The 19409-nt window shown below is 38.9% G+C and carries 18 protein-coding genes; 14 read left to right on the top strand and 4 right to left on the bottom strand.

Annotated elements, in window-relative coordinates:
* Positions 1-16 precede the first annotated feature (16 nt).
* Positions 17-421 carry an SPOR domain-containing protein gene (locus tag PSF86_RS11810; RefSeq protein ID WP_277900289.1) on the bottom strand — a complete coding sequence of 135 codons (405 nt, stop codon included), beginning with the start codon at positions 419-421 and terminating at the stop codon, positions 17-19.
* Between the two features lie 212 nt (positions 422-633).
* Between PSF86_RS11810 and PSF86_RS11805 the strand changes: the two genes are divergently transcribed.
* The 8 genes from PSF86_RS11805 (at position 634) to PSF86_RS11770 (ending at position 12393) form a co-directional block, all read left to right on the top strand.
* A complete protein-coding gene (locus PSF86_RS11805; protein WP_277900569.1) occupies positions 634-1920 on the top strand; it encodes a c-type cytochrome in 1287 nt (428 codons plus the stop codon).
* An 83-nt stretch (positions 1921-2003) separates the two neighbouring features.
* Entirely contained in the window at positions 2004-5132 is a 3129-nt protein-coding gene (locus tag PSF86_RS11800) for a TAT-variant-translocated molybdopterin oxidoreductase (protein WP_277900288.1), read from the top strand.
* Positions 5133-5168: 36 nt separating this feature from the next.
* Positions 5169-6902, top strand: a complete 1734-nt coding sequence (locus tag PSF86_RS11795; RefSeq protein WP_277900287.1) for a helix-hairpin-helix domain-containing protein — start codon at positions 5169-5171, stop codon at positions 6900-6902.
* Positions 6903-6905: 3 nt separating this feature from the next.
* Positions 6906-7430: a DUF3341 domain-containing protein gene (locus PSF86_RS11790; RefSeq protein WP_277900286.1), complete on the top strand. Its 525-nt coding sequence runs from the start codon at positions 6906-6908 to the stop codon at positions 7428-7430.
* Positions 7431-7439: 9 nt separating this feature from the next.
* Positions 7440-8030 (top strand): c-type cytochrome, encoded by a 591-nt coding sequence (locus tag PSF86_RS11785; protein WP_277900285.1) that lies wholly within the window; start codon positions 7440-7442, stop codon positions 8028-8030.
* A 34-nt stretch (positions 8031-8064) separates the two neighbouring features.
* Positions 8065-9423 (top strand): quinol:cytochrome C oxidoreductase, encoded by a 1359-nt coding sequence (locus PSF86_RS11780; RefSeq protein WP_277900284.1) that lies wholly within the window; start codon positions 8065-8067, stop codon positions 9421-9423.
* Between the two features lie 33 nt (positions 9424-9456).
* Positions 9457-10521, top strand: coding sequence for a cytochrome c oxidase subunit II (locus PSF86_RS11775; RefSeq protein ID WP_277900283.1), 1065 nt, complete (start codon positions 9457-9459; stop codon positions 10519-10521).
* Positions 10522-10569: 48 nt separating this feature from the next.
* Positions 10570-12393, top strand: coding sequence for a cytochrome c oxidase subunit I (locus tag PSF86_RS11770; RefSeq protein WP_277900282.1), 1824 nt, complete (start codon positions 10570-10572; stop codon positions 12391-12393).
* An 81-nt stretch (positions 12394-12474) separates the two neighbouring features.
* Here the strand turns inward: PSF86_RS11770 and PSF86_RS11765 are convergent, their stop codons facing one another.
* The 3 genes from PSF86_RS11765 to ahcY form a co-directional block, all read right to left on the bottom strand.
* Positions 12475-12621 carry a DUF559 domain-containing protein gene (locus PSF86_RS11765; protein ID WP_277900281.1) on the bottom strand — a complete coding sequence of 49 codons (147 nt, stop codon included), beginning with the start codon at positions 12619-12621 and terminating at the stop codon, positions 12475-12477.
* 41 nt (positions 12622-12662) lie between these two features.
* Entirely contained in the window at positions 12663-12947 is a 285-nt protein-coding gene (locus tag PSF86_RS11760) for a PDDEXK family nuclease (RefSeq protein ID WP_277900280.1), read from the bottom strand.
* 411 nt (positions 12948-13358) lie between these two features.
* On the bottom strand, positions 13359-14675 hold the full coding sequence (gene ahcY, locus PSF86_RS11755; protein WP_277900279.1) for an adenosylhomocysteinase: 1317 nt from the start codon (positions 14673-14675) through the stop codon (positions 13359-13361).
* 107 nt (positions 14676-14782) lie between these two features.
* Here ahcY and PSF86_RS11750 point away from each other — a divergent pair, with 107 nt between their 5' ends.
* From PSF86_RS11750 to PSF86_RS11725, 6 genes are all read left to right on the top strand, one after another.
* On the top strand, positions 14783-15406 hold the full coding sequence (locus tag PSF86_RS11750; protein ID WP_277900278.1) for a 4'-phosphopantetheinyl transferase family protein: 624 nt from the start codon (positions 14783-14785) through the stop codon (positions 15404-15406).
* Positions 15407-15455: 49 nt separating this feature from the next.
* Entirely contained in the window at positions 15456-15716 is a 261-nt protein-coding gene (locus PSF86_RS11745) for a thiamine-binding protein (RefSeq protein WP_277900277.1), read from the top strand.
* Entirely contained in the window at positions 15700-16338 is a 639-nt protein-coding gene (gene pnuC / locus PSF86_RS11740; protein ID WP_277900276.1) for a nicotinamide riboside transporter PnuC, read from the top strand. Before PSF86_RS11745 ends, pnuC begins: the two co-directional genes overlap by 17 nt.
* Positions 16293-16877: an ATP-binding protein gene (locus PSF86_RS11735; RefSeq protein ID WP_277900275.1), complete on the top strand. Its 585-nt coding sequence runs from the start codon at positions 16293-16295 to the stop codon at positions 16875-16877. The genes pnuC and PSF86_RS11735 overlap by 46 nt, the downstream gene beginning before the upstream one ends.
* Positions 16852-18414: a DUF4301 family protein gene (locus PSF86_RS11730; protein ID WP_277900274.1), complete on the top strand. Its 1563-nt coding sequence runs from the start codon at positions 16852-16854 to the stop codon at positions 18412-18414. The genes PSF86_RS11735 and PSF86_RS11730 overlap by 26 nt, the downstream gene beginning before the upstream one ends.
* A gap of 273 nt (positions 18415-18687) precedes the next feature.
* Positions 18688-18990, top strand: coding sequence for a hypothetical protein (locus PSF86_RS11725; RefSeq protein ID WP_277900273.1), 303 nt, complete (start codon positions 18688-18690; stop codon positions 18988-18990).
* The last annotated feature ends 419 nt before the right edge of the window (positions 18991-19409 follow it).

The raw sequence follows: 19409 nt of genomic DNA, 5'->3' as shown, positions 1-19409 counted from the left end.
ATGTCTTTTGTGGAGTTTATGGCTGCAACAAAAATGCACTGGGGTATTCCTCTTTTACTTTCAACAAATACCTATCGGCTTCCAGTCTGGTCCTGAATTTGCCAACCCTTACTTTATAGTTTGGGGTTTCAAAAGCAATGTCGCATACAAGGTCCTTGAACTCGCTATTAAAGACCCTTTTGGCTTTTTGGGCACCTTCCAGGGTCCCGTTGTAAATCTGGATCCTAAAACGCTTTTCGTTATCCGTTTTGTTCAGTTTAGTTTTGTACGCTACAAGCTCATTGAGTCTTTCGTCTTGTTCCACATTAATCACACCCTCTTTTTCAGAAGTTTTAACACTGCTTTGTGCATGGCTAATTCCGCATAGGCCAAGGGCAAAAATCAATAAAATTAAAGAGTCTTTATTTCCTAATATTCTCATAATGAATGCTGTTTTATGCAAATGTAAATCTATTATTTTTTTAATAGGCAGTTTTTTTTATTTAGAATTAGTATAAATTATGTATTAACGCTTCTCTAACATTTTCCAAATCGAGTCTATGTCGTATTTTTGTGCTCGGATTAAAAAAACGGTTTATCACGGATACAGTGGAAAAATCGTGCCAATTTATGATAGAAAATACATATTCCAATATGAAAAAGGTGATACGCCGTAATTCAACTTCACGAATTTTAGGTATCGGATTAGCGCTAATGCTATCATTTACAACGACTCTTTTTGCACAAGATCAGCAAGGTGATCCTGCAGCAGGAAAATCTTTGTTCAATACATATTGTGCCGCTTGTCATAATCTAGACAGAAGGATGACAGGGCCTGCGTTGAGAGGTGTGGGCGATAAGCATGATAGGGAATGGTTGCATGCATGGGTAAAAAACAGTCAGGCCTTAATAAAGTCTGGCGATGAAGAAGCCAATAAACTCTGGGATGAGTACAAGCCGTCTGTAATGACTGCTTTTCCTCAACTAAGCAATCAGGATATTGATAATATTATCGCTTATACCATGGCTCCCAAAGAGGAGAAAAAACCAACTGATGCAGGGACTGGAACGGGAACTGCCCAAAATGGTGGATCTGGGGGCGTAGGTAATGAAATTATACTTGGAGCGCTTGTTCTAGTGTTTGGAGTATTAGTTGTAATGTTGTTCTTGGTAAATAAAACGTTACGAAGAATCGCAGCAGTAAATGGCGTGGAATTTCCAGAGAAGGAAGAAAGAATGCCGCTATGGAGAGCCTTTGTTAAAAATCAGTTTTTAGTATTGGTTTCTGTAGTGTTCTTGTTGTTGGCGTCTGCTTATTTTGCATTTGGGTATCTTATGCAGGTTGGTGTAGATCAAGGATATCAACCAATTCAACCAATTCACTTTTCGCACAAAATTCACGCAGGGGATAATAAAATAGATTGTAAGTATTGTCATTCTTCGGCCAGAACTTCAAAAACATCAGGGATTCCATCTTTAAATGTGTGTATGAACTGTCATAAGAGTATTCCAGAGGTTGCAGAAGAAACTGGCGGGGCAGAATATTCAAAAGAATTTTATGATGGAGAAATCGCCAAACTTTACAAAGCTGTAGGATGGGATGTTCAAAATCAAGAATATACTGGGGAGACAGAGCCTGTAAAATGGGTGCGGATTCATAATTTACCAGATTTCGCATACTTTAATCACTCGCAGCACGTAACGGTAGGAAGAATTGCTTGCCAAGAATGTCATGGTCCGGTTCAGGAAATGGAGATTTTACATCAAGAGGCTCCGTTAACAATGGGTTGGTGTATTAACTGTCATCGTAAGACAAATGTAAAAATGGAAGGGAACGAGTATTATACAAAAATACATGACGAGCTTTCCAAAAAATACGGCGTGGAAGAATTGACAGCTGCCCAGCTTGGCGGAATCGAGTGTGCTAAGTGTCACTATTAATAATAATTTCTCGAGAGAGTTTAACATAAAGAATCTAAGTGAAGCCTGTTAAGGCAGGCCGATTTAAAATAGTTATATATAACATGGCATCAAACAAAAAATACTGGTCAAGTGTTGAGGAGCTAAATCCAAATAGCTCTATCGCTGAGACGCTTAAACAGAATGAGTTTGTTGAGGAAATCCCTACAGATGAGTTTTTAGGAGATAAAGAATCATTAGATTCTTCGTCTACGAGCAGACGGGATTTTCTTAAATATGTAGGGTTCACTACAGCTGCTGCTTCATTGGCGGCTTGCGAGGGGCCCGTAAAGAAAGCAATTCCTTATGTGGTGCAGCCGGAAAATATAGTTCCGGGCGTGGCAAATTATTATGCTACAACCATTGCCGACGGGTACGATTTTGCTAGCATATTGATAAAAACTCGTGAAGGAAGACCAATTAAAGTAGAAAACAATACAGACGCTAAAATAAATGGTGGTGCAAATGCAAGGGTGCATGCGTCGGTATTAGGATTGTATGATAGTTTAAGGGTACAAGGGCCCAAATCAAAAGGCCAATATACGTCATGGGAGGAGCTTGATACAAATGTGGTAAATGGGCTTAATGCTGCCAAAGCAGGTGGAAAGCAAATTGTATTGTTGACGCAAACTTTTGCCAGCCCTGCTACCAATAAGTTGATAGCTGAGTTCGCTGCAAAGTATGGTAATGTTAAGCATATTCAGTATGATGCCATTTCAGAAGATGCGGCCCTAAATGCTTTTGAAGCAACTTATGGGATGCGTGCTTTACCGGATTACGATTTTTCCAAAGCTGAAGTAATTGTTTCCTTTGGCGCAGATTTCTTGGGCGATTGGCAAGGTGGCGGATACGATTCAGGGTATTCCAAAGGCCGTATTCCAGCTCACGGAAAAATGTCGCGTCATATTCAGTTTGAATCAAATATGAGTTTAACCGGTGCAAATGCCGATAAAAGAGTTCCTTTAACGCCTTCTCAGCAAAAAATAGCTTTGGCTAAATTCTATGCAGCGTTAAATGGTACTTCTGTTGGTGGTGAATTGCCGGCAAAAATAGATGAAGCAGTTAAAAATGCTGCTGCCCAAGTAGCAAGGGCTGGTAGAAAAGCAGTTGTTGTCACCGGAATTAGCGATGTTGACGCCCAAAAAATTGTTTTGGCAATCAATAAATCCATTTCCAGTGTGGTTATGGATGTAGATCAACCTCGATTAACCAGGCAAGGAAATTCAAAACAAGTGGCTACACTTGTTAAGGATATGAATGCGGGCAAGGTTGGCGCATTGATGATGAGCGGTGTTAACCCGCTTTATACATTGCCAAATGCGGCAGAGTTCGAAGCTGGCTTGGCTCAGGTTCCATTATCCGTAGCCTTCTCGCTTAAAGAAGACGAAACTTCAACAAAAACGACATATGTTGCCGCGGCACCCCATTATTTAGAATCATGGGGAGATGTGGAGATGAAAAAGAATCATTTCAGTTTAATGCAGCCAACAATACGTCCTATATTTAATACAAGACAATTTCAGGATTCACTGCTAAAATGGACAGGTAACGATGTTGCTTTCCATGATTACATGAGGCAGGCTTGGGAAACTACCGTTCTTGGTGGAGCTTCATGGAGCCAAGCATTGCACGATGGAGTTTTTATAGGAAACGGAAATGTTGTTGAAGTTGTAGAAGAAGATAATATTGAAGCCTCAACCGATGAAAATATAGATAAAAATGAAGCTTCTATGGTGGCCGAGGCCGCTGTAGCTTCCGTTGCCGCTTCTGCCGGAAAATTGGCAGGAACTGCATCAAGCGGAATGGAACTTGTGTTATATCCTAAAACAGCAATGGGAGACGGTAAACAAGCCAATAACCCATGGTTGCAGGAACTTCCCGACCCAATTACGCGTACAACTTGGGATAATTACTTGACAATCTCTTTAGCAGATGCCGAAGCGCTGGACTTGGAAAACTATACCGTTTCCAATGGAGGGCTTAATGGAGATTATGTAAAAGTAACCGTTGGCGGTGTTTCCATAGACCAAGTGCCAGTTTTAATCCAGCCGGGTCAAGCTAAAGGAACGGTTGGCCTTTCATTTGGATATGGTAAAAAACTTGGCGTAAAAGAGGAAATGAAGACCGGGGTAAATGCATACCCGCTTTATTTAGACTTTAATAACTCTCAAGAGGTTAAAATTGAAAAAGTTTCTGGTACGCACGAGTTTGCCTCAGTGCAGATGAAGAGTACCATGGACGGAAGAAACGATATCCTTCGTGAAACTTCACTGGAGATATTTAATACTAAAAATTCGCACGAATGGAATCCGCAACCGGAAGTGTCTGTAAATCATCAGGAGGTTCCCGTTGAAGAATCAGATCTTTGGGCATCTTTCGATTCCAGCATAGGGCATCATTTCAATTTGTCGATAGACTTGAATGCTTGTACAGGTTGTGGAGCATGTGTAATTGCCTGTCATGCCGAGAATAACGTTCCGGTAGTTGGTAAGAGTGAGGTGAGAAAATATAGGGATATGCACTGGTTGCGTATAGATAGGTATTATTCATCAGAAGAAACCTTCGAAGGCGATACGGAAGTAGTGGAAGCTGCTCCCAACTCAATTGGTACATACCATCAGTTAGAGCATCCATCTGAAAATCCTCAGGTGGCATTTCAGCCGGTAATGTGTCAGCACTGCAACCATGCGCCTTGTGAAACAGTTTGTCCTGTTGCGGCAACATCACATGGTAAACAAGGTCAAAATCAAATGATTTATAACCGTTGTGTGGGTACAAGATATTGCGCAAACAACTGCCCTTATAAAGTACGTCGTTTCAACTGGTTCTTGTATAGCGAGAACGACGAGTTTGATTTCCATATGAATGATGACTTAGGGAGAATGGTATTAAACCCAGACGTAACGGTAAGATCTCGTGGTGTAATGGAAAAATGTTCTATGTGTATACAAATGACGCAAAAAACAATCCTTGACGCCAAGAGAGATGGTAGGCCAATTAAGGATGGCGAATTTAAAACAGCATGTTCGGCAGCATGTAGCTCTGGAGCTATGGTGTTTGGCGATGTAAACGATAAAGAAAGTGAAGTGGTTGCGCTAAAAGAAAGTAGCCGTATGTATCACTTACTTGGTTTTAAAGGAACCAGACCAAATGTATTCTATCACACAAAAATTAGAAATACAGAAGAAGCGTAAAACAAAAAACTAATAAGAATAATTATATAAAGTATTATGGCGTCGCATTACGAAGCACCTATACGTGAACCTTTAGTAACGGGAGAAAAATCTTACCATGATGTTACTGTAGATGTTGCCGCCCCGGTTGAGGGAAGGGCAAACAAACAATGGTGGATTGTCTTTTCAATAGCTTTAGTAGCCTTCCTTTGGGGATTGGGCTGTATTATCTATACCATTTCAACTGGTATTGGTGTATGGGGATTAAATAAAACCATTGGATGGGCCTGGGACATTACTAACTTTGTATGGTGGGTAGGTATCGGGCACGCAGGAACACTTATATCGGCAGTATTGTTATTGTTCCGTCAAAAATGGAGAATGGCCGTAAACCGTTCTGCAGAGGCAATGACAATTTTCTCGGTTGTTCAGGCAGGTTTGTTCCCGATTATTCACATGGGGCGTCCTTGGTTGGCCTATTGGGTACTACCAATACCAAACCAGTTCGGGTCGTTATGGGTAAACTTTAACTCACCATTGCTTTGGGACGTATTTGCAATATCTACATATCTATCGGTTTCACTTGTATTCTGGTGGACAGGATTGCTCCCGGATTTTGCAATGTTGCGCGACAGGGCAGTTAAGCCTTTTCAGAAAAAAATATATAGTTTATTAAGCTTCGGATGGAGCGGTAGGGCAAAAGATTGGCAACGCTTTGAAGAAGTATCCTTAGTATTGGCAGGTTTGGCAACACCATTGGTACTTTCTGTACACACCATTGTATCTTTTGACTTTGCTACATCGGTAATACCGGGATGGCACAGTACCATATATCCTCCTTATTTCGTTGCCGGGGCAATTTTCTCGGGCTTTGCAATGGTATTAACGCTGCTTATTATTATGCGTAAAGTATCGAACCTTGAAAATTACATAACAAGAGCCCATATCGAGTACATGAACAAGGTAATCTTGCTTACCGGTGGGATTGTAAGTGTGGCTTATATAACCGAGTTTTTTATTGCATGGTACTCCGGAAGTAATTACGAAGACTACACATACCTTTCAATCGGTGCCGCTACGGGTCCTTACTGGTGGGCATTTTGGGCCTTGATTATATGTAACTTTGTGGTTCCGCAAACACTTTGGATAAAGAAACTGAGAAGAAACTTTATGTGGTCGTTTATTGTATCCATTGTTATTAACATAGGGATGTGGTTCGAGCGTTTTGATATTATCGTAATCAACTTGAGTAAAGGTCACTTACCGTCGTCATGGTCTATGTTCTCTCCAACTTTTGTAGATGTTGGGATATTTTTGGGGACAATAGGATTTTTCTTTGTATTGTTTTTATTATATGCAAGAACATTCCCTGTAATAGCACAGGCAGAGGTTAAAACAATATTGAAATCATCTGGAGAAAGGTACAAGAGACTTCGCGAAGAAGGCAATAGCCTTGCCGGAACCGCAGCCGACCACAGAACATCGGACATTGCTGAAGTAAGCAAGAAAACATCTTCAGAAAGCATAAAAATAGATGCCGAAAAACAGGCTCAATTATTAGCTTCCTTGGGTGTCCATGACGATGAAGATGAAGCAGACGACCTTAAAAAGATAAACGGGATCGGTCCGGTTATGGAAAAAACATTGAACCAGATAGGGATCTATAAATACGAACAAGTAAGTAAAATGTCCGAGAAAGAATACAATCTTTTAGATGAAATTACAGGAGCATTTCCTGGAAGGGCACAAAGAGACGATTGGGCAGGTCAAGCTAAAAACTTAATAAATTAATCTATGGCTTCAAAAGTTATACAAGCGATATATAATGATGACGACGTTTTAATGATGGCCGTAAAACGGGTTAAGGAAGCGCATCATCATATTGAAGAAGTTTATACGCCATTCCCGGTACACGGGCTGGACAAAGCTATGGGCTTAGCACCTACAAGAATTGCCATTACATCTTTTATGTACGGATGTGTAGGTATAACTGTAGCCGTATTGATGATGGACTTTATCATGATAGAAGACTGGCCTCAAAACATCGGGGGAAAGCCCAGCTTTAGTTTTATTGAGAACATGCCGGCTTTTATACCTATTATGTTTGAGTTAACCGTTTTCTTTGCAGCTCACTTAATGGTAATTACTTTTTATATGAGAAGTAAATTGTGGCCGTTTAAAAAAGCAGAAAATCCTGATGTAAGAACAACAGACGACCATTTTTTAATGGAAGTGTCTTTACATGATAATGAAGACGAACTAACAAGGCTCTTGGTAGATACGGGAGCGGTAGAAGTTAAAGTTTCAGAAAAGCATTAATAATTCGAAATGAGAGTTTTTGTAAAAATAGGGATTGTGTTAGGCGTTGCTACCTTAGTTGCATCTTGCCATAACAAATCAACACCAAATTATCAATACATGCCTAATATGTACGAACCGGTAAGTTATGAAACATATCAGGAAACAGGTGCATTTAGAAATGGAAAAGAAGGGCAATTACCCGTAGAGGGGACCATTGCAAGAGGGCACATGCCATACGAATATCCAAATACACTGGAAGGGCATGACCTTGCAAAGGCAAACTTGAAAAACCCTCTTCCGTTTGAGGCATACAGGAATGCAGACTCTACTGTAACCGATGAATATTTAAAAAAGGGCGAAGAACTTTTCAATATCTACTGTGCAGTTTGCCATGGTACCAAAGGAAATGGAAAAGGAGTTTTAGTTGACCGTGAAAAAATATTAGGGGTTCCCAGTTATGATGATGCCGGTAGGGCCATTACAGAAGGAAGTGTTTACCACGTAATTCGTTATGGATTGAATGCAATGGGTTCTTATGCAAATCAACTAAACGAACAAGAGCGTTGGGAAGTTACAGAGTATGTAATGAAACTTAAGCAAGACCTAGAGAATAAATAATTAAGATCAACTATCAAAAAGAAGATATTAAGATATGTACACGTTTTCAAATAAATTAAAGTTAGCATCTATCATATTAATGGTGGTTGGTTTTCTTGGGATAGGATTAGGTTTTATAAATTCTCCTTCTACAATAGAAGAGGCTAAAGCTATGGTTGCTCAAGATGCTCACCATGGTGGAGGGCATGGAGAAAGTACCCATGAAGCAGCGGCTGTAGAAGAGCATCATGCAGAAGCTGGTGTCCATGCAGACGTACATGGCGATGAAGCTGCAAGTCATCAATCGCATGACGAGCATACATTGAGTAAATTGCAGAACCGCCCATGGGCAGCGTTCTTTATTGCAGCATTTTTCTTTTTTATGCTAGCTTTGGGAACACTTGTTTTTTATGCAATACAACACGTGGCACAAGTAGGATGGTCCCCGGTACTTTTTAGGGTTATGGAAGCCATTAGTTCCTATCTGTTCCCGGGAGCGGTAATACTTTATGTATTCTTTGTATTGACGTCCGCTTTTCATTTAAACCATTTGTATATTTGGATGGATCCAAACGTAATGGCACACGATGAAATATTACAGTTAAAATCAGGATATTTAAACATACCGTTCTTTTTGATAAGATCACTCATATTCTTGGCGGGATGGATTATATATAGGCATTTTGCCATTAAAAATTCGTATGCTCAAGACGATGCCAAGGACAATACCTATTATAAAAAGAACTTTAAAATGTCTGTTTTCTTCTTGTTGTTCTTCTTTGTAACAGAATCCATCATGGCATGGGACTGGTTCATGGGGTTAGAGCCACATTGGTACAGCACATTGTTTGCATGGTATGTTTTTGCAAGTATGTTTGTTTCTGCCGTAACGGTTATAGCAATGGTTACAATGTACCTTAAATCTAAAGGATTGTTAGAATTTGTAAACGATAGCCATATACACGATTTGGCCAAATTTATGTTTGGTTTAAGCATTTTCTGGACCTACCTATGGTTTGGACAGTTCATGTTGATATGGTATGCAAACATACCCGAAGAAGCTGGCTATTTCCTTACCAGGATAGAGCATTACAATGGGATATTCTTTGGAATGCTGGTGTTCAACTTTGTATGTCCGTTCTTGGTATTGATGAACAGCGATTTTAAACGTGTAAACTGGTTTGTAATGATTGCAGGAATAAGCATTCTTATAGGCCACTATATGGACATCTTTCAAATTGTAATGCCATCTACTGTAGGTGAGCATTGGGGCTTTGGAGTGCCGGAAATTGGAAGTATACTTTTCTTCTTAGGATTGTTCATTTTTGTTGTGTTCAGTGCGTTGGCCAAAACACCATCGTTCTTAGCAAAACGCAACCCATTTGTTGAAGAAAGTAAACACTTTCATTATTAATTTAAATTTTAAAAAGTAAACAGGATATATACGATGACTGCTTTATTAACAATAATTGTTCTTCTACTTGTTGCCATTGCCATTTGGCAGATGACTAAGATTTTTGAATTGTCACAAGTTGGCACCGAAAATTCTCAAATCGCTAATGATAAAGACAACAAGATTAATGGATATTTGATGTTCGGATTCTTAATATTCATTTACCTACTTACAATTTATTCATTCTGGGAATGGGGCGATGTGTTATTAGGTACCCCGGCTTCCAAACATGGACCGGAATATGATAGCTTGATGCATATCTCTATGGCACTTATATTCTTTGTGCAAATAGTTACCCAAGCATTGTTGTACTTCTTTGCATACAAGTATAGAGGACAAAAAGGTAAAAAAGCATTGTTTTATGCAGATAATGATAAATTAGAGTTTATTTGGACAATTATTCCTGTAATTGTTTTGGCAGGTTTAATCCTTTATGGATTGTTTACCTGGACCAGCTTGATGGATATCGATGAAGAAGAAGGAGACCCGATTATTATAGAACTATATGCTCAACAGTTTAACTGGAAGGCCAGATATGCCGGAGCAGATAATGTTTTAGGGAAAGCCAATGTAAGGTTGATAGACATTAATAAAAACAATGTATTGGGTATAGATGAAACCGACCCTTATGGTCAGGACGATGTAGTTTCCCAAACAGAGTTACATTTGCCGGTTGGAAGAAAGATTATCTTTAAGATGCGTTCACAAGATGTGCTCCATTCTGCTTATATGCCACACTTTAGGGCACAAATGAACTGTGTTCCGGGGATGATTACTCAATTTTCGTTCACACCAACCATTACAACCGAAGAAATGAGAATGGATCCCGGAATTGCTGAAAAAGTTCAGCATATTAATAAAATAAGGGCTAAAAGAAGGGCAAATGGAGATGATAATGCCGATCCTTGGGAATTTGACTATGTTCTGTTATGTAACAAAATTTGTGGACCCTCTCACTACAATATGCAAATGAAAATAGTAGTAGAGACACAAGAAGAGTTCGATGCATGGATGAAGGAACAAGATACGTTCAAGAAAACTATTGCAGCAGCAGAATAGATTACAATTTAATAACGATAGAATTAAAATATAAAAGTAAATAAGATTATGTCAGCAACAGCAGCACAGGGGCACTCAGAAGGTCACGCACATGATCATGGACATCATCATAAGGAGACATTTATTACCAAATATATCTTCAGCCAAGATCATAAAATGATTTCAAAACAGTATTTAATTACTGGTTTGATTATGGGTGTATTGGGTATTGCAATGTCTTTACTGTTCAGAATGCAAATTGCATGGCCTGGAGAATCTTTTAAGATATTTGAGGTATTATTGGGTAAATGGGCTCCAGAAGGGGTTATGGACCCTAATATATACTTGGCTTTAGTTACCATACACGGTACCATAATGGTATTCTTTGTACTTACACAAGGATTGAGTGGTACGTTTAGTAACCTTCTTATACCATTGCAAATTGGTGCAAGGGATATGGCCTCTGGGTTTATGAACATGATTTCTTATTGGATGTTCTTCTTGTCCAGTGTTATCATGGTACTGTCTTTATTTGTTGAAGCTGGACCGGCCGCTGCGGGATGGACCATATATCCACCATTGAGTGCATTGCCACAGGCAATGGGCGGATCTGGAATGGGAATGACTTTATGGTTGGTTTCCATGGCCATATTTATCGCGTCTTCTTTGTTGGGGTCACTTAACTATGTGGTTACGGTAATCAATTTAAGAACAAAGGGAATGTCCATGACTAGGCTTCCGCTTACCATTTGGGCATTTTTTGTAACTGCCATAATTGGTATTGTTTCTTTCCCTGTATTATTATCGGCTGCTTTATTGTTAATAATGGACAGAAGTTTTGGTACGTCTTTCTTCTTGTCGGATATATTTATTCAAGGTGAAGTTTTACACTATCAAGGAGGGTCTCCCGTATTGTTCGAGCACCTTTTCTGGTTCTTGGGCCACCCTGAGGTTTATATTGTATTATTACCGGCATTGGGAATTACTTCTGAAATTATAGCTACCAACTCTAGAAAACCAATTTTTGGATACAGGGCAATGGTTGCTTCCATATTGGCAATTGCATTTTTATCAACCATTGTTTGGGGACATCATATGTTTATATCGGGAATGAACCCTTTCTTAGGTTCGGTATTTACCTTTACAACACTATTGATTGCAATTCCTTCGGCTGTAAAAGCTTTTAACTATATAACGACGCTCTGGAAAGGGAATTTGCAGTTAAATCCTGCAATGTTGTTTTCAATAGGCTTGGTTTCTACTTTCATTACGGGAGGGTTAACAGGAATTATCTTAGGTGACAGTGCCCTTGATATTAACGTGCACGACACCTATTTTGTAGTGGCCCACTTCCATTTGGTAATGGGTATTTCTGCACTTTACGGGATGTTTGCCGGAATATATCACTGGTTCCCTAAAATGTTTGGAAGAATGCTTAATAAAAATCTTGGGTATATCCATTTCTGGATTACTGCTATTTGTGCATACGGTGTATTTTTCCCGATGCACTTTGTGGGAATGGCCGGGGTGCCAAGACGTTATTATACAAATACAAACTTCCCGATGTTTGACGATTTAACAAACATTCAGGTGGTAATGACTGTTTTTGCACTTATTGCAGGGTTGGCACAGTTAATTTTTGCATGGAACTTTATTCACAGTATTTTTTACGGTAAGAAAGCTCCTCAAAACCCATGGAACTCGAATACTATTGAATGGACAACTCCCGTGGAACATATCCACGGAAACTGGCCTGGTGAAATTCCAGAGGTGCATAGATGGGCTTACGATTACAGTAAAACCAATGAAGATGGTGAATATGTAATTCCAGGGCAGGATTTTGTACCGCAAACGCTTCCTTTACAAGAGAATGAAGAAGAATTGAATCATTAATAAGATTTTATAAATAAAACAAAATTTAAAAAGGGTCACCCAGAACGGTGACCCTTTTTGTTTTTTGCAGTGCTAAAGTTGCTACCAATCTATCCTACCGGTATTGATATAAACTAGCACATCGTTTATGCATTTGTCCAGTTCTTTTTTAATTTCGTGCGTCCAAAACCTAAAAACGGTATAATCCATTTCTGCCAATTGGGCGTTTACTTCCCGGTCGCGTTGCATGTTTCTTTCTATTTTGGGGACCCAAAAGGCTCTGTTTCGCGTTATTGCATGCTTTTTTCTGGCCAGTTGTAACCATGCCAGAACTCGCCGTCAATAAAAATTGCCAATCGGTATTTTTTAATTGAAATATCTGGCTTTCCCGGTAATTTTTCATTGTTTAAGCGGTAACGGATGCCTTTTTTCCACAGGGCTTTCCGGAACAACAATTCGGGTTTGGTGTTTATACCTTTTATGCGGCCCATCATTTTTGAGCGTTTTTTTGTGGTATAAAACCCGGATTCTTCGTTAAACCGTGGAACTTTTATTTTCTTATCGTCATAAGCCATATGCATTAATTTAACGTGGGTTCGAGACTCTATTGAGCTTGATTATTCCTGCAAGGTTTTACAGCAGGAATGCACATACAAGGTAAAAAAAAGACCTTGCAGGAGTTGTTTGTGGAATATAACTAATCTAAAATCGAGCTTAATATTAATATGTGTTATTATATGGAACCTACGTTAAGTTATAAAAAATGATCTGACCAAAAAGTAAATATGTTGATTATTATGCAATAAGGATTGAAGCGGTTAGCTTATAGCAAACTTTTATATATGATTTGCTATAACTGGTAGCGTAAAACCTGCTACACCGCTTATCGGTGTAATTGCCCCAGAAACTAAGAAAATGATGTATAAAAAAAAGCAGCTATAAGGATATATAACTGCTTTTTTTTGATTTTTTTTAATTGTAAAGGTTTAGTACCTATAATACTCGGGCTTAAAGGGCCCTTCTACCGCTACGCCTATGTATCTGGCCTGTTCTTCATTGAGTTCGGTAAGCTCTACGCCTATTTTTTCTAAATGAAGTTTTGCCACTTTTTCGTCTAAATGCTTTGGAAGCATATAAACCTCGTTTTGGTATTTGTTGGAATTGTTCCACAATTCTATTTGAGCCAACGTTTGGTTGGTAAACGAGTTGCTCATAACAAAGCTTGGATGCCCTGTGGCACAACCTAAGTTTACCAAACGGCCCTGGGCCAATAGGATAATGTCTTTTCCGTTAACGGTATATTTGTCTACTTGCGGTTTGATGTTTATTTTGGTGTTTCCATGGTTTTTATTAAGCCATGCAACGTCGATCTCGTTGTCGAAATGACCAATATTACAAACAATGGTCTTGTCTTTCATTTTTTCAAAATGCTTGCCAGTAACAATGTCCCGGTTTCCGGTGGTGGTTATAACGATATCGGCTTTTTCGATAACTGTTTCCAATTTTTTCACCTCATATCCGTCCATTGCGGCCTGAAGTGCACAAATAGGATCTATCTCGGTAACGGTAACAATAGATCCGGCGCCTTTAAAAGAGGCCGCGGTACCTTTACCAACATCTCCATAACCGCACACTACCACACGTTTTCCGGCCAACATAACGTCTGTTGCTCTTCTAATTGCATCAACGGCACTTTCGCGACACCCATATTTGTTGTCGAACTTCGATTTGGTCACCGAATCGTTTACGTTTATTGCGGGCATAGGTAATGTGCCATTTTTTACGCGCTCGTACAAGCGATGTACGCCTGTAGTTGTTTCTTCGGACAAGCCTTTTACATCTTTGGAAAGTTCTGGATATTTGTCCAGCACCATATTGGTAAGGTCGCCACCATCGTCCAAAATCATATTCAATGGTTTTCTGTCTTCTCCAAAGAAAAGCGTTTGCTCTATGCACCAGTCAAATTCTTCTTCGTTCATGCCTTTCCACGCATATACGGGGATACCGGCAGCAGCAATGGCAGCGGCGGCTTCATCTTGGGTAGAGTATATATTGCATGAGCTCCATGTAACTTCGGCCCCTAATGCAATCAATGTTTCTATAAGTACGGCAGTTTGAACGGTCATGTGTAAACATCCTGCTATACGGGCGCCTTTTAAGGGTTGTTCGTCCTTATATTCTTCTCTTAAGGACATTAAACCGGGCATTTCGGCTTCGGCCAATTCTATTTCTTTTCTTCCCCATTCTGCCAAAGAAATGTCTTTTACTTTGTAAGCTACATAAGGAATTGTTTTGGTACTCATATTACTTTCTTATTTTTACGTTCGTTAAGCAACAAAATTGCTTTTTTTAATAGTGATCTTGAACCACAAAATCTGGTGCAAAGTTACATAATTAACTTGTATTATACATGCCTCTTTATAAAACTATAACGCCTTGCCGGGGCACTAAAGTATTGATTTGGAAGATAGAAGAGCCCAAGGGGAGATTAATGGATGGTATTGAGCTTACGGCCAATTGTAAATTAAGGCTGGGCAATATGAAGTCTGAAATTCACCAAAGAGGTTTTTTAAGCGTGCGGCAACTGCTCAAGGCGGCCGGTTATAAAACTTCCGACCTGTATTATGATACTAACGGAAAGCCGCATTTAAAAGATGGCAAAGAGATATCGATAACACATTCTTTTATTTTTTCCGGTATTATAATAAGCGATACTTTAAAAGTTGGGATCGATATTGAAAAGCAACGGGAAAAAATAAGTGTAATAGCCCATAAGTTTGTGGATTACGAATACAATTTTTTGTCCGATGCCGATGTAAGGCCGCTTACGGTTGTATGGTGCATTAAGGAAAGCCTGTACAAAATTTTTGCAACCGAAGGAATGAGTTTTAAACAACATGCTAAAGTAATTCCGTTTAAGCTTATGGATAAAAAAACGGTGAGTTGGATTTTTTATAATGAAACCGTAAAAAAATATAAAGCAGTTTTTTTAGAGTTTGATGGTTTTACCTGTGCGTATGCAATAGAACTGTAAAAGAAATTGACTGTTGAATAGTAAATTACAACTATAAAAATTTAAACAAATGAAAATATCAGTAGAGTTAACATTAACGCCCATTCAAGACGATTATGAGCCATCCATTATCCATTTCATAAAAAAAATGCGCGCAAGTGGCTTAACGGTGCTCGAAAACCCATTGAGTACACAAGTTTATGGCGATTATGATGAAGTGATGCAGGTTTTGACAAAGGAAATCAAGGAAGCTTTTGGGATGATCGATAAAGGTTTGCTGTACATGAAGCTTGTAAAAACCGACAGAAGCGATTATGAGCCACATTTTTGATTGGTTTTTTGCCCAATACCAAGGAGTGCCAATGCCGTATATTGTTTTAGAAGCAATTGCCATTGTTTTTGGGCTCTTGAGCGTATGGTATTCTAAACGGGAAAATATCCTGGTATATCCCACCGGAATCATCAGCACGGCCATATATGTGTATTTGTTGCTGCAATATGGTTTATTGGGAGACATGCTTATAAATGCATATTATTTTTCAATGAGTATTTACGGCTGGTACTTATGGACACGTAAAGTAGACGCCACGCATTTTATTCCTATTACCAGGACCACATCAAAAGAAAAAAAAATCGTGTTCCTTTTATTTTTTGGCGCTGTAATTTTTGTTGTTGGGGTTTATGAATATTTTGAGAAATGGCAATCATGGTTTTCATATGTAGATGTGCTCACAACGGCCATTTTCTTTGCCGGTATGTGGCTCATGGCAAAGAAAAAGCTCGAAAACTGGACTTTTTGGATTATTGGCGATGTAATTTCAGTCCCTTTATACCTGTTTAAGGGCTTAGTTATGTCTGGTTTTCTTTACGCCATTTTAACCATTATAGCAATATACGGATATAAAGCATGGAAGAAAAATTTAAACAAAAGCCCGGAAACATTGTTAAAATAGTGCTTTTTGGTCCTGAATCTACCGGGAAAACCACTTTGGCAAAATCTTTAGCTGCACATTTTAATACAAAATGGGTACCTGAATACATGCGGGCCTATCTGGAGGCAAAATGGAATACTCAAAAAGAGCTTTGCACAAAAGAGGATTTGCCAATTATTGCTGAAGGGCAGATGAAGGAAGAAAACCAATTGACCTTACATACCAATAAAGTACTTTTTTGCGACACCAACCTACTGGAAATAAAAGTATATTCTGAAGCCTATTACAATGGATATTGCGACCCTAAAATTGAAAAATATGCCTTGGAAAATAATTACGAATTATATTTTTTAACGTATATTGATGTTCCATGGGAAGAAGATGTCCTTAGGGACAAGCCCAATGAACGTGAAGCCATGTTCAAGCGCTTCAAAAATGCCCTCGATACATACAATAAACCCTACTTTGTGCTAAAAGGAAACCTGGAAACAAGATTAAAACAGGCTATTAACCAAGTTGAAAAAATTTTAAAAAATGATAGACCTTACGGAAGCCGATAAAAAACAAATGCAAAAAAAGGGAATAAGTGAAAGTCAGGTAACCGAACAAATAGAGACTTTTAAGCGAGGCATCCCTTATGTAAATTTATTGGCGGCAGCTACCATAGATCATGGGATCCATCAATTTTCTGATGCAGAAAAGGAAAAATACATATCGCTGTTCGAGAAACAGAAAGACACGCTGAATCTATTAAAATTTGTTCCTGCTTCCGGGGCGGCAACCCGAATGTTTAAGGCACTTTTTCAGTTTTTAAACAATTATAATCCCGCCAACGAAACAATTAACGCTTATGTAAACAGAGAAAAAGCCGATATTATCAGGACATTTTTTATTGGGGTTGAAAAGTTTCCGTTTTACGAAGCCGTAATTAAAAGATTTGTTGAAAAACACCCGGATTTTCTAAACCTTCCCGATCATTTCCAAAAATATTATTTTATAAAAATCCTGTTGGACAAAGATGAATTCGATTACGGATCCAGTCCCAAAGGCCTGCTTCCTTTCCATAAATACAAAACGCATCCGGCCACTGCTTTTGAGGAACATATGTATGAAGCTGCTCTTTACGACGAATCCAAAGGAACGGCCAACCTTCATTTTACCATTTCTAAAGAACACAACAACGATTTTGATGATGAAATGGAAAAAATAAAAAAACGGGTGGAAGAAAAAACAGGCGTTTCCTTTAAAACATCATTTTCTTTTCAAAAAGAATCTACAGATACCATTGCGGTCGATATGGAAAACGAACCTTTTAGGCTAGAATCGGGAGAAATACTTTTTAGGCCAGGCGGTCACGGTGCTTTAATAGAAAACCTAAACGAGCAGGACGCCGACATTATTTTTGTTAAGAATATAGACAATGTGGTTGTATACAAATACAAGCATGAAGTGGCCGAATACAAAAAAATACTGGCGGGCAAATTGCTCGAAATTCAGTCCAAAGTTTTTGAATATGCCAAGCTCCTTGACAATGAAGAACCCAGTGAAGCCAAAATTGAAGAAATCAAGGACTTTTTAAAAAACAACCTTAATGTACATGTAAAGCCCGATGTGGACAAGTATAAGGAAATCTATCAAATTGAGTTTTTAAAGGAAAAACTAAACGCCCCGATTAGGATATGCGGAATGGTAAAAAACGAAGGCGAACCCGGGGGCGGTCCATTTTGGATTAAGGACGAAGATGGTAACATATCGCTTCAAATAGTAGAATCTCCCCAAATAGATGGGAACAATAAATTCCAGAAGGATATTTTAAACAACGCAACCCACTTTAACCCCGTAGATATAGTATGCAGCACCAAAAATTACAAAGGGGAAAAGTACAATTTACTGGACTATATAAACAAGCAACAAGCTTTTATAACCACTAAAACAAAGGACGGGAAAGAGTTAAAGGCCTTGGAGCTTCCCGGTTTGTGGAATGGCGGGATGGCATTTTGGAACACCATTTTTGTAGAGGTACCGCTTACAACGTTTAATCCAGTCAAAACAGTGGTAGACTTATTAAAGCCAGCCCATCAGGTAAAAGACAAGTAAAAAATATTCATTTTAAAAACCTCATTATCAGTATGGTATAATGGGGTTTTGTTGTTCGGGCTGTATATTTTTTACACACAATACTTCTTGATACACGCTTTTTTACACACTTTTAAAAAAAGGCTTGATATACTTTAATGTCATAATTACTTATATATCAGCGTATTATATATAAAGGGCATACGGGTGCTTGCTTTGGTATAAATATGGTAATATATTAATCAAACAGAATTAAGAAACAAATAATATATTAATCATAAAAACCCATTTATTATGAAAAAGTTAGTTTTAGTATCCGCATTGACACTTGGTAGTTTTGCATCATTTGCAGCAACCCCTGTAATCTTCCACGATGGAATAGCAGAAGATATTTACATGGTTCAAGAAGAATATCAAGAGATTGAAGTAGCTGAAGTTCCTCAAGCAATTACCGATGCATTAGCTGCAGATTTCCCTGGAGCTGAAATTTCTAAAGCATATAAAAATGAAGCTTCTGAATATAAATTAGAAGTAACCGTAGGAGAAGAAACTTCTACACTATATGCCAACGAAAGTGGAGAGTGGATCCAGAAATAATAACGACATATAAGCTTCGTTTATTTTAATTACGTTTGAAAAGCGGTTTCCTGTAGGGAAGCCGCTTTTTTTAGTGCGCCTAGCATGGGCGATAACTATAGGGTGCAAGTCCCGAACATGCTCTAACAGTGGGAAGTGTTAGCCAAGAGCAAGGGTGTCCATTGCGAGGTGGAATCTGAAGGAAGCTGGCGGCAAAATCCCGGCCTGACGAACAGAAACTACATATAAGGCCAAAATTGTCTGGACAAGGTTGCTGCACAAACCGAAGTCCAATACTGCCCGGAGGCAATATGGTAAATGTGGCGGGTAGCTGGGATGAAAGTTATCGGTCCTACCTAGGGAGGTCTCACGGAGGTGTGGACGTTTTTCTGGGAAACACGGCGTAAAGCTTGTCGTGAGAAGTCAGCAGACGCCATAGT

This window comes from Galbibacter pacificus, assembly GCF_029603165.1.
In the GTDB taxonomy this organism is placed as follows: domain Bacteria; phylum Bacteroidota; class Bacteroidia; order Flavobacteriales; family Flavobacteriaceae; genus Galbibacter; species Galbibacter pacificus.
Note: the sequence above shows the minus strand (reverse complement) of the source record. Positions and strands in the feature narration are given on the sequence as shown.

Coding starts and splice junctions, on each gene's coding strand:
- PSF86_RS11795 (WP_277900287.1), top strand. CDS start 5,169: ATGGCGTCGCATTACGAAGCACCTATACGTGAACCTTTAGTAACGGGA.
- PSF86_RS11730 (WP_277900274.1), top strand. CDS start 16,852: ATGATAGACCTTACGGAAGCCGATAAAAAACAAATGCAAAAAAAGGGA.
- PSF86_RS11770 (WP_277900282.1), top strand. CDS start 10,570: ATGTCAGCAACAGCAGCACAGGGGCACTCAGAAGGTCACGCACATGAT.
- PSF86_RS11725 (WP_277900273.1), top strand. CDS start 18,688: ATGAAAAAGTTAGTTTTAGTATCCGCATTGACACTTGGTAGTTTTGCA.
- PSF86_RS11760 (WP_277900280.1), bottom strand. CDS start 12,947: ATGGCTTATGACGATAAGAAAATAAAAGTTCCACGGTTTAACGAAGAA.
- PSF86_RS11785 (WP_277900285.1), top strand. CDS start 7,440: ATGAGAGTTTTTGTAAAAATAGGGATTGTGTTAGGCGTTGCTACCTTA.
- pnuC (WP_277900276.1), top strand. CDS start 15,700: ATGAGCCACATTTTTGATTGGTTTTTTGCCCAATACCAAGGAGTGCCA.
- PSF86_RS11800 (WP_277900288.1), top strand. CDS start 2,004: ATGGCATCAAACAAAAAATACTGGTCAAGTGTTGAGGAGCTAAATCCA.
- PSF86_RS11735 (WP_277900275.1), top strand. CDS start 16,293: ATGGAAGAAAAATTTAAACAAAAGCCCGGAAACATTGTTAAAATAGTG.
- PSF86_RS11790 (WP_277900286.1), top strand. CDS start 6,906: ATGGCTTCAAAAGTTATACAAGCGATATATAATGATGACGACGTTTTA.
- PSF86_RS11745 (WP_277900277.1), top strand. CDS start 15,456: ATGAAAATATCAGTAGAGTTAACATTAACGCCCATTCAAGACGATTAT.
- PSF86_RS11805 (WP_277900569.1), top strand. CDS start 634: ATGAAAAAGGTGATACGCCGTAATTCAACTTCACGAATTTTAGGTATC.
- PSF86_RS11810 (WP_277900289.1), bottom strand. CDS start 421: ATGAGAATATTAGGAAATAAAGACTCTTTAATTTTATTGATTTTTGCC.
- PSF86_RS11750 (WP_277900278.1), top strand. CDS start 14,783: ATGCCTCTTTATAAAACTATAACGCCTTGCCGGGGCACTAAAGTATTG.
- ahcY (WP_277900279.1), bottom strand. CDS start 14,675: ATGAGTACCAAAACAATTCCTTATGTAGCTTACAAAGTAAAAGACATT.
- PSF86_RS11780 (WP_277900284.1), top strand. CDS start 8,065: ATGTACACGTTTTCAAATAAATTAAAGTTAGCATCTATCATATTAATG.
- PSF86_RS11765 (WP_277900281.1), bottom strand. CDS start 12,621: ATGCAACGCGACCGGGAAGTAAACGCCCAATTGGCAGAAATGGATTAT.
- PSF86_RS11775 (WP_277900283.1), top strand. CDS start 9,457: ATGACTGCTTTATTAACAATAATTGTTCTTCTACTTGTTGCCATTGCC.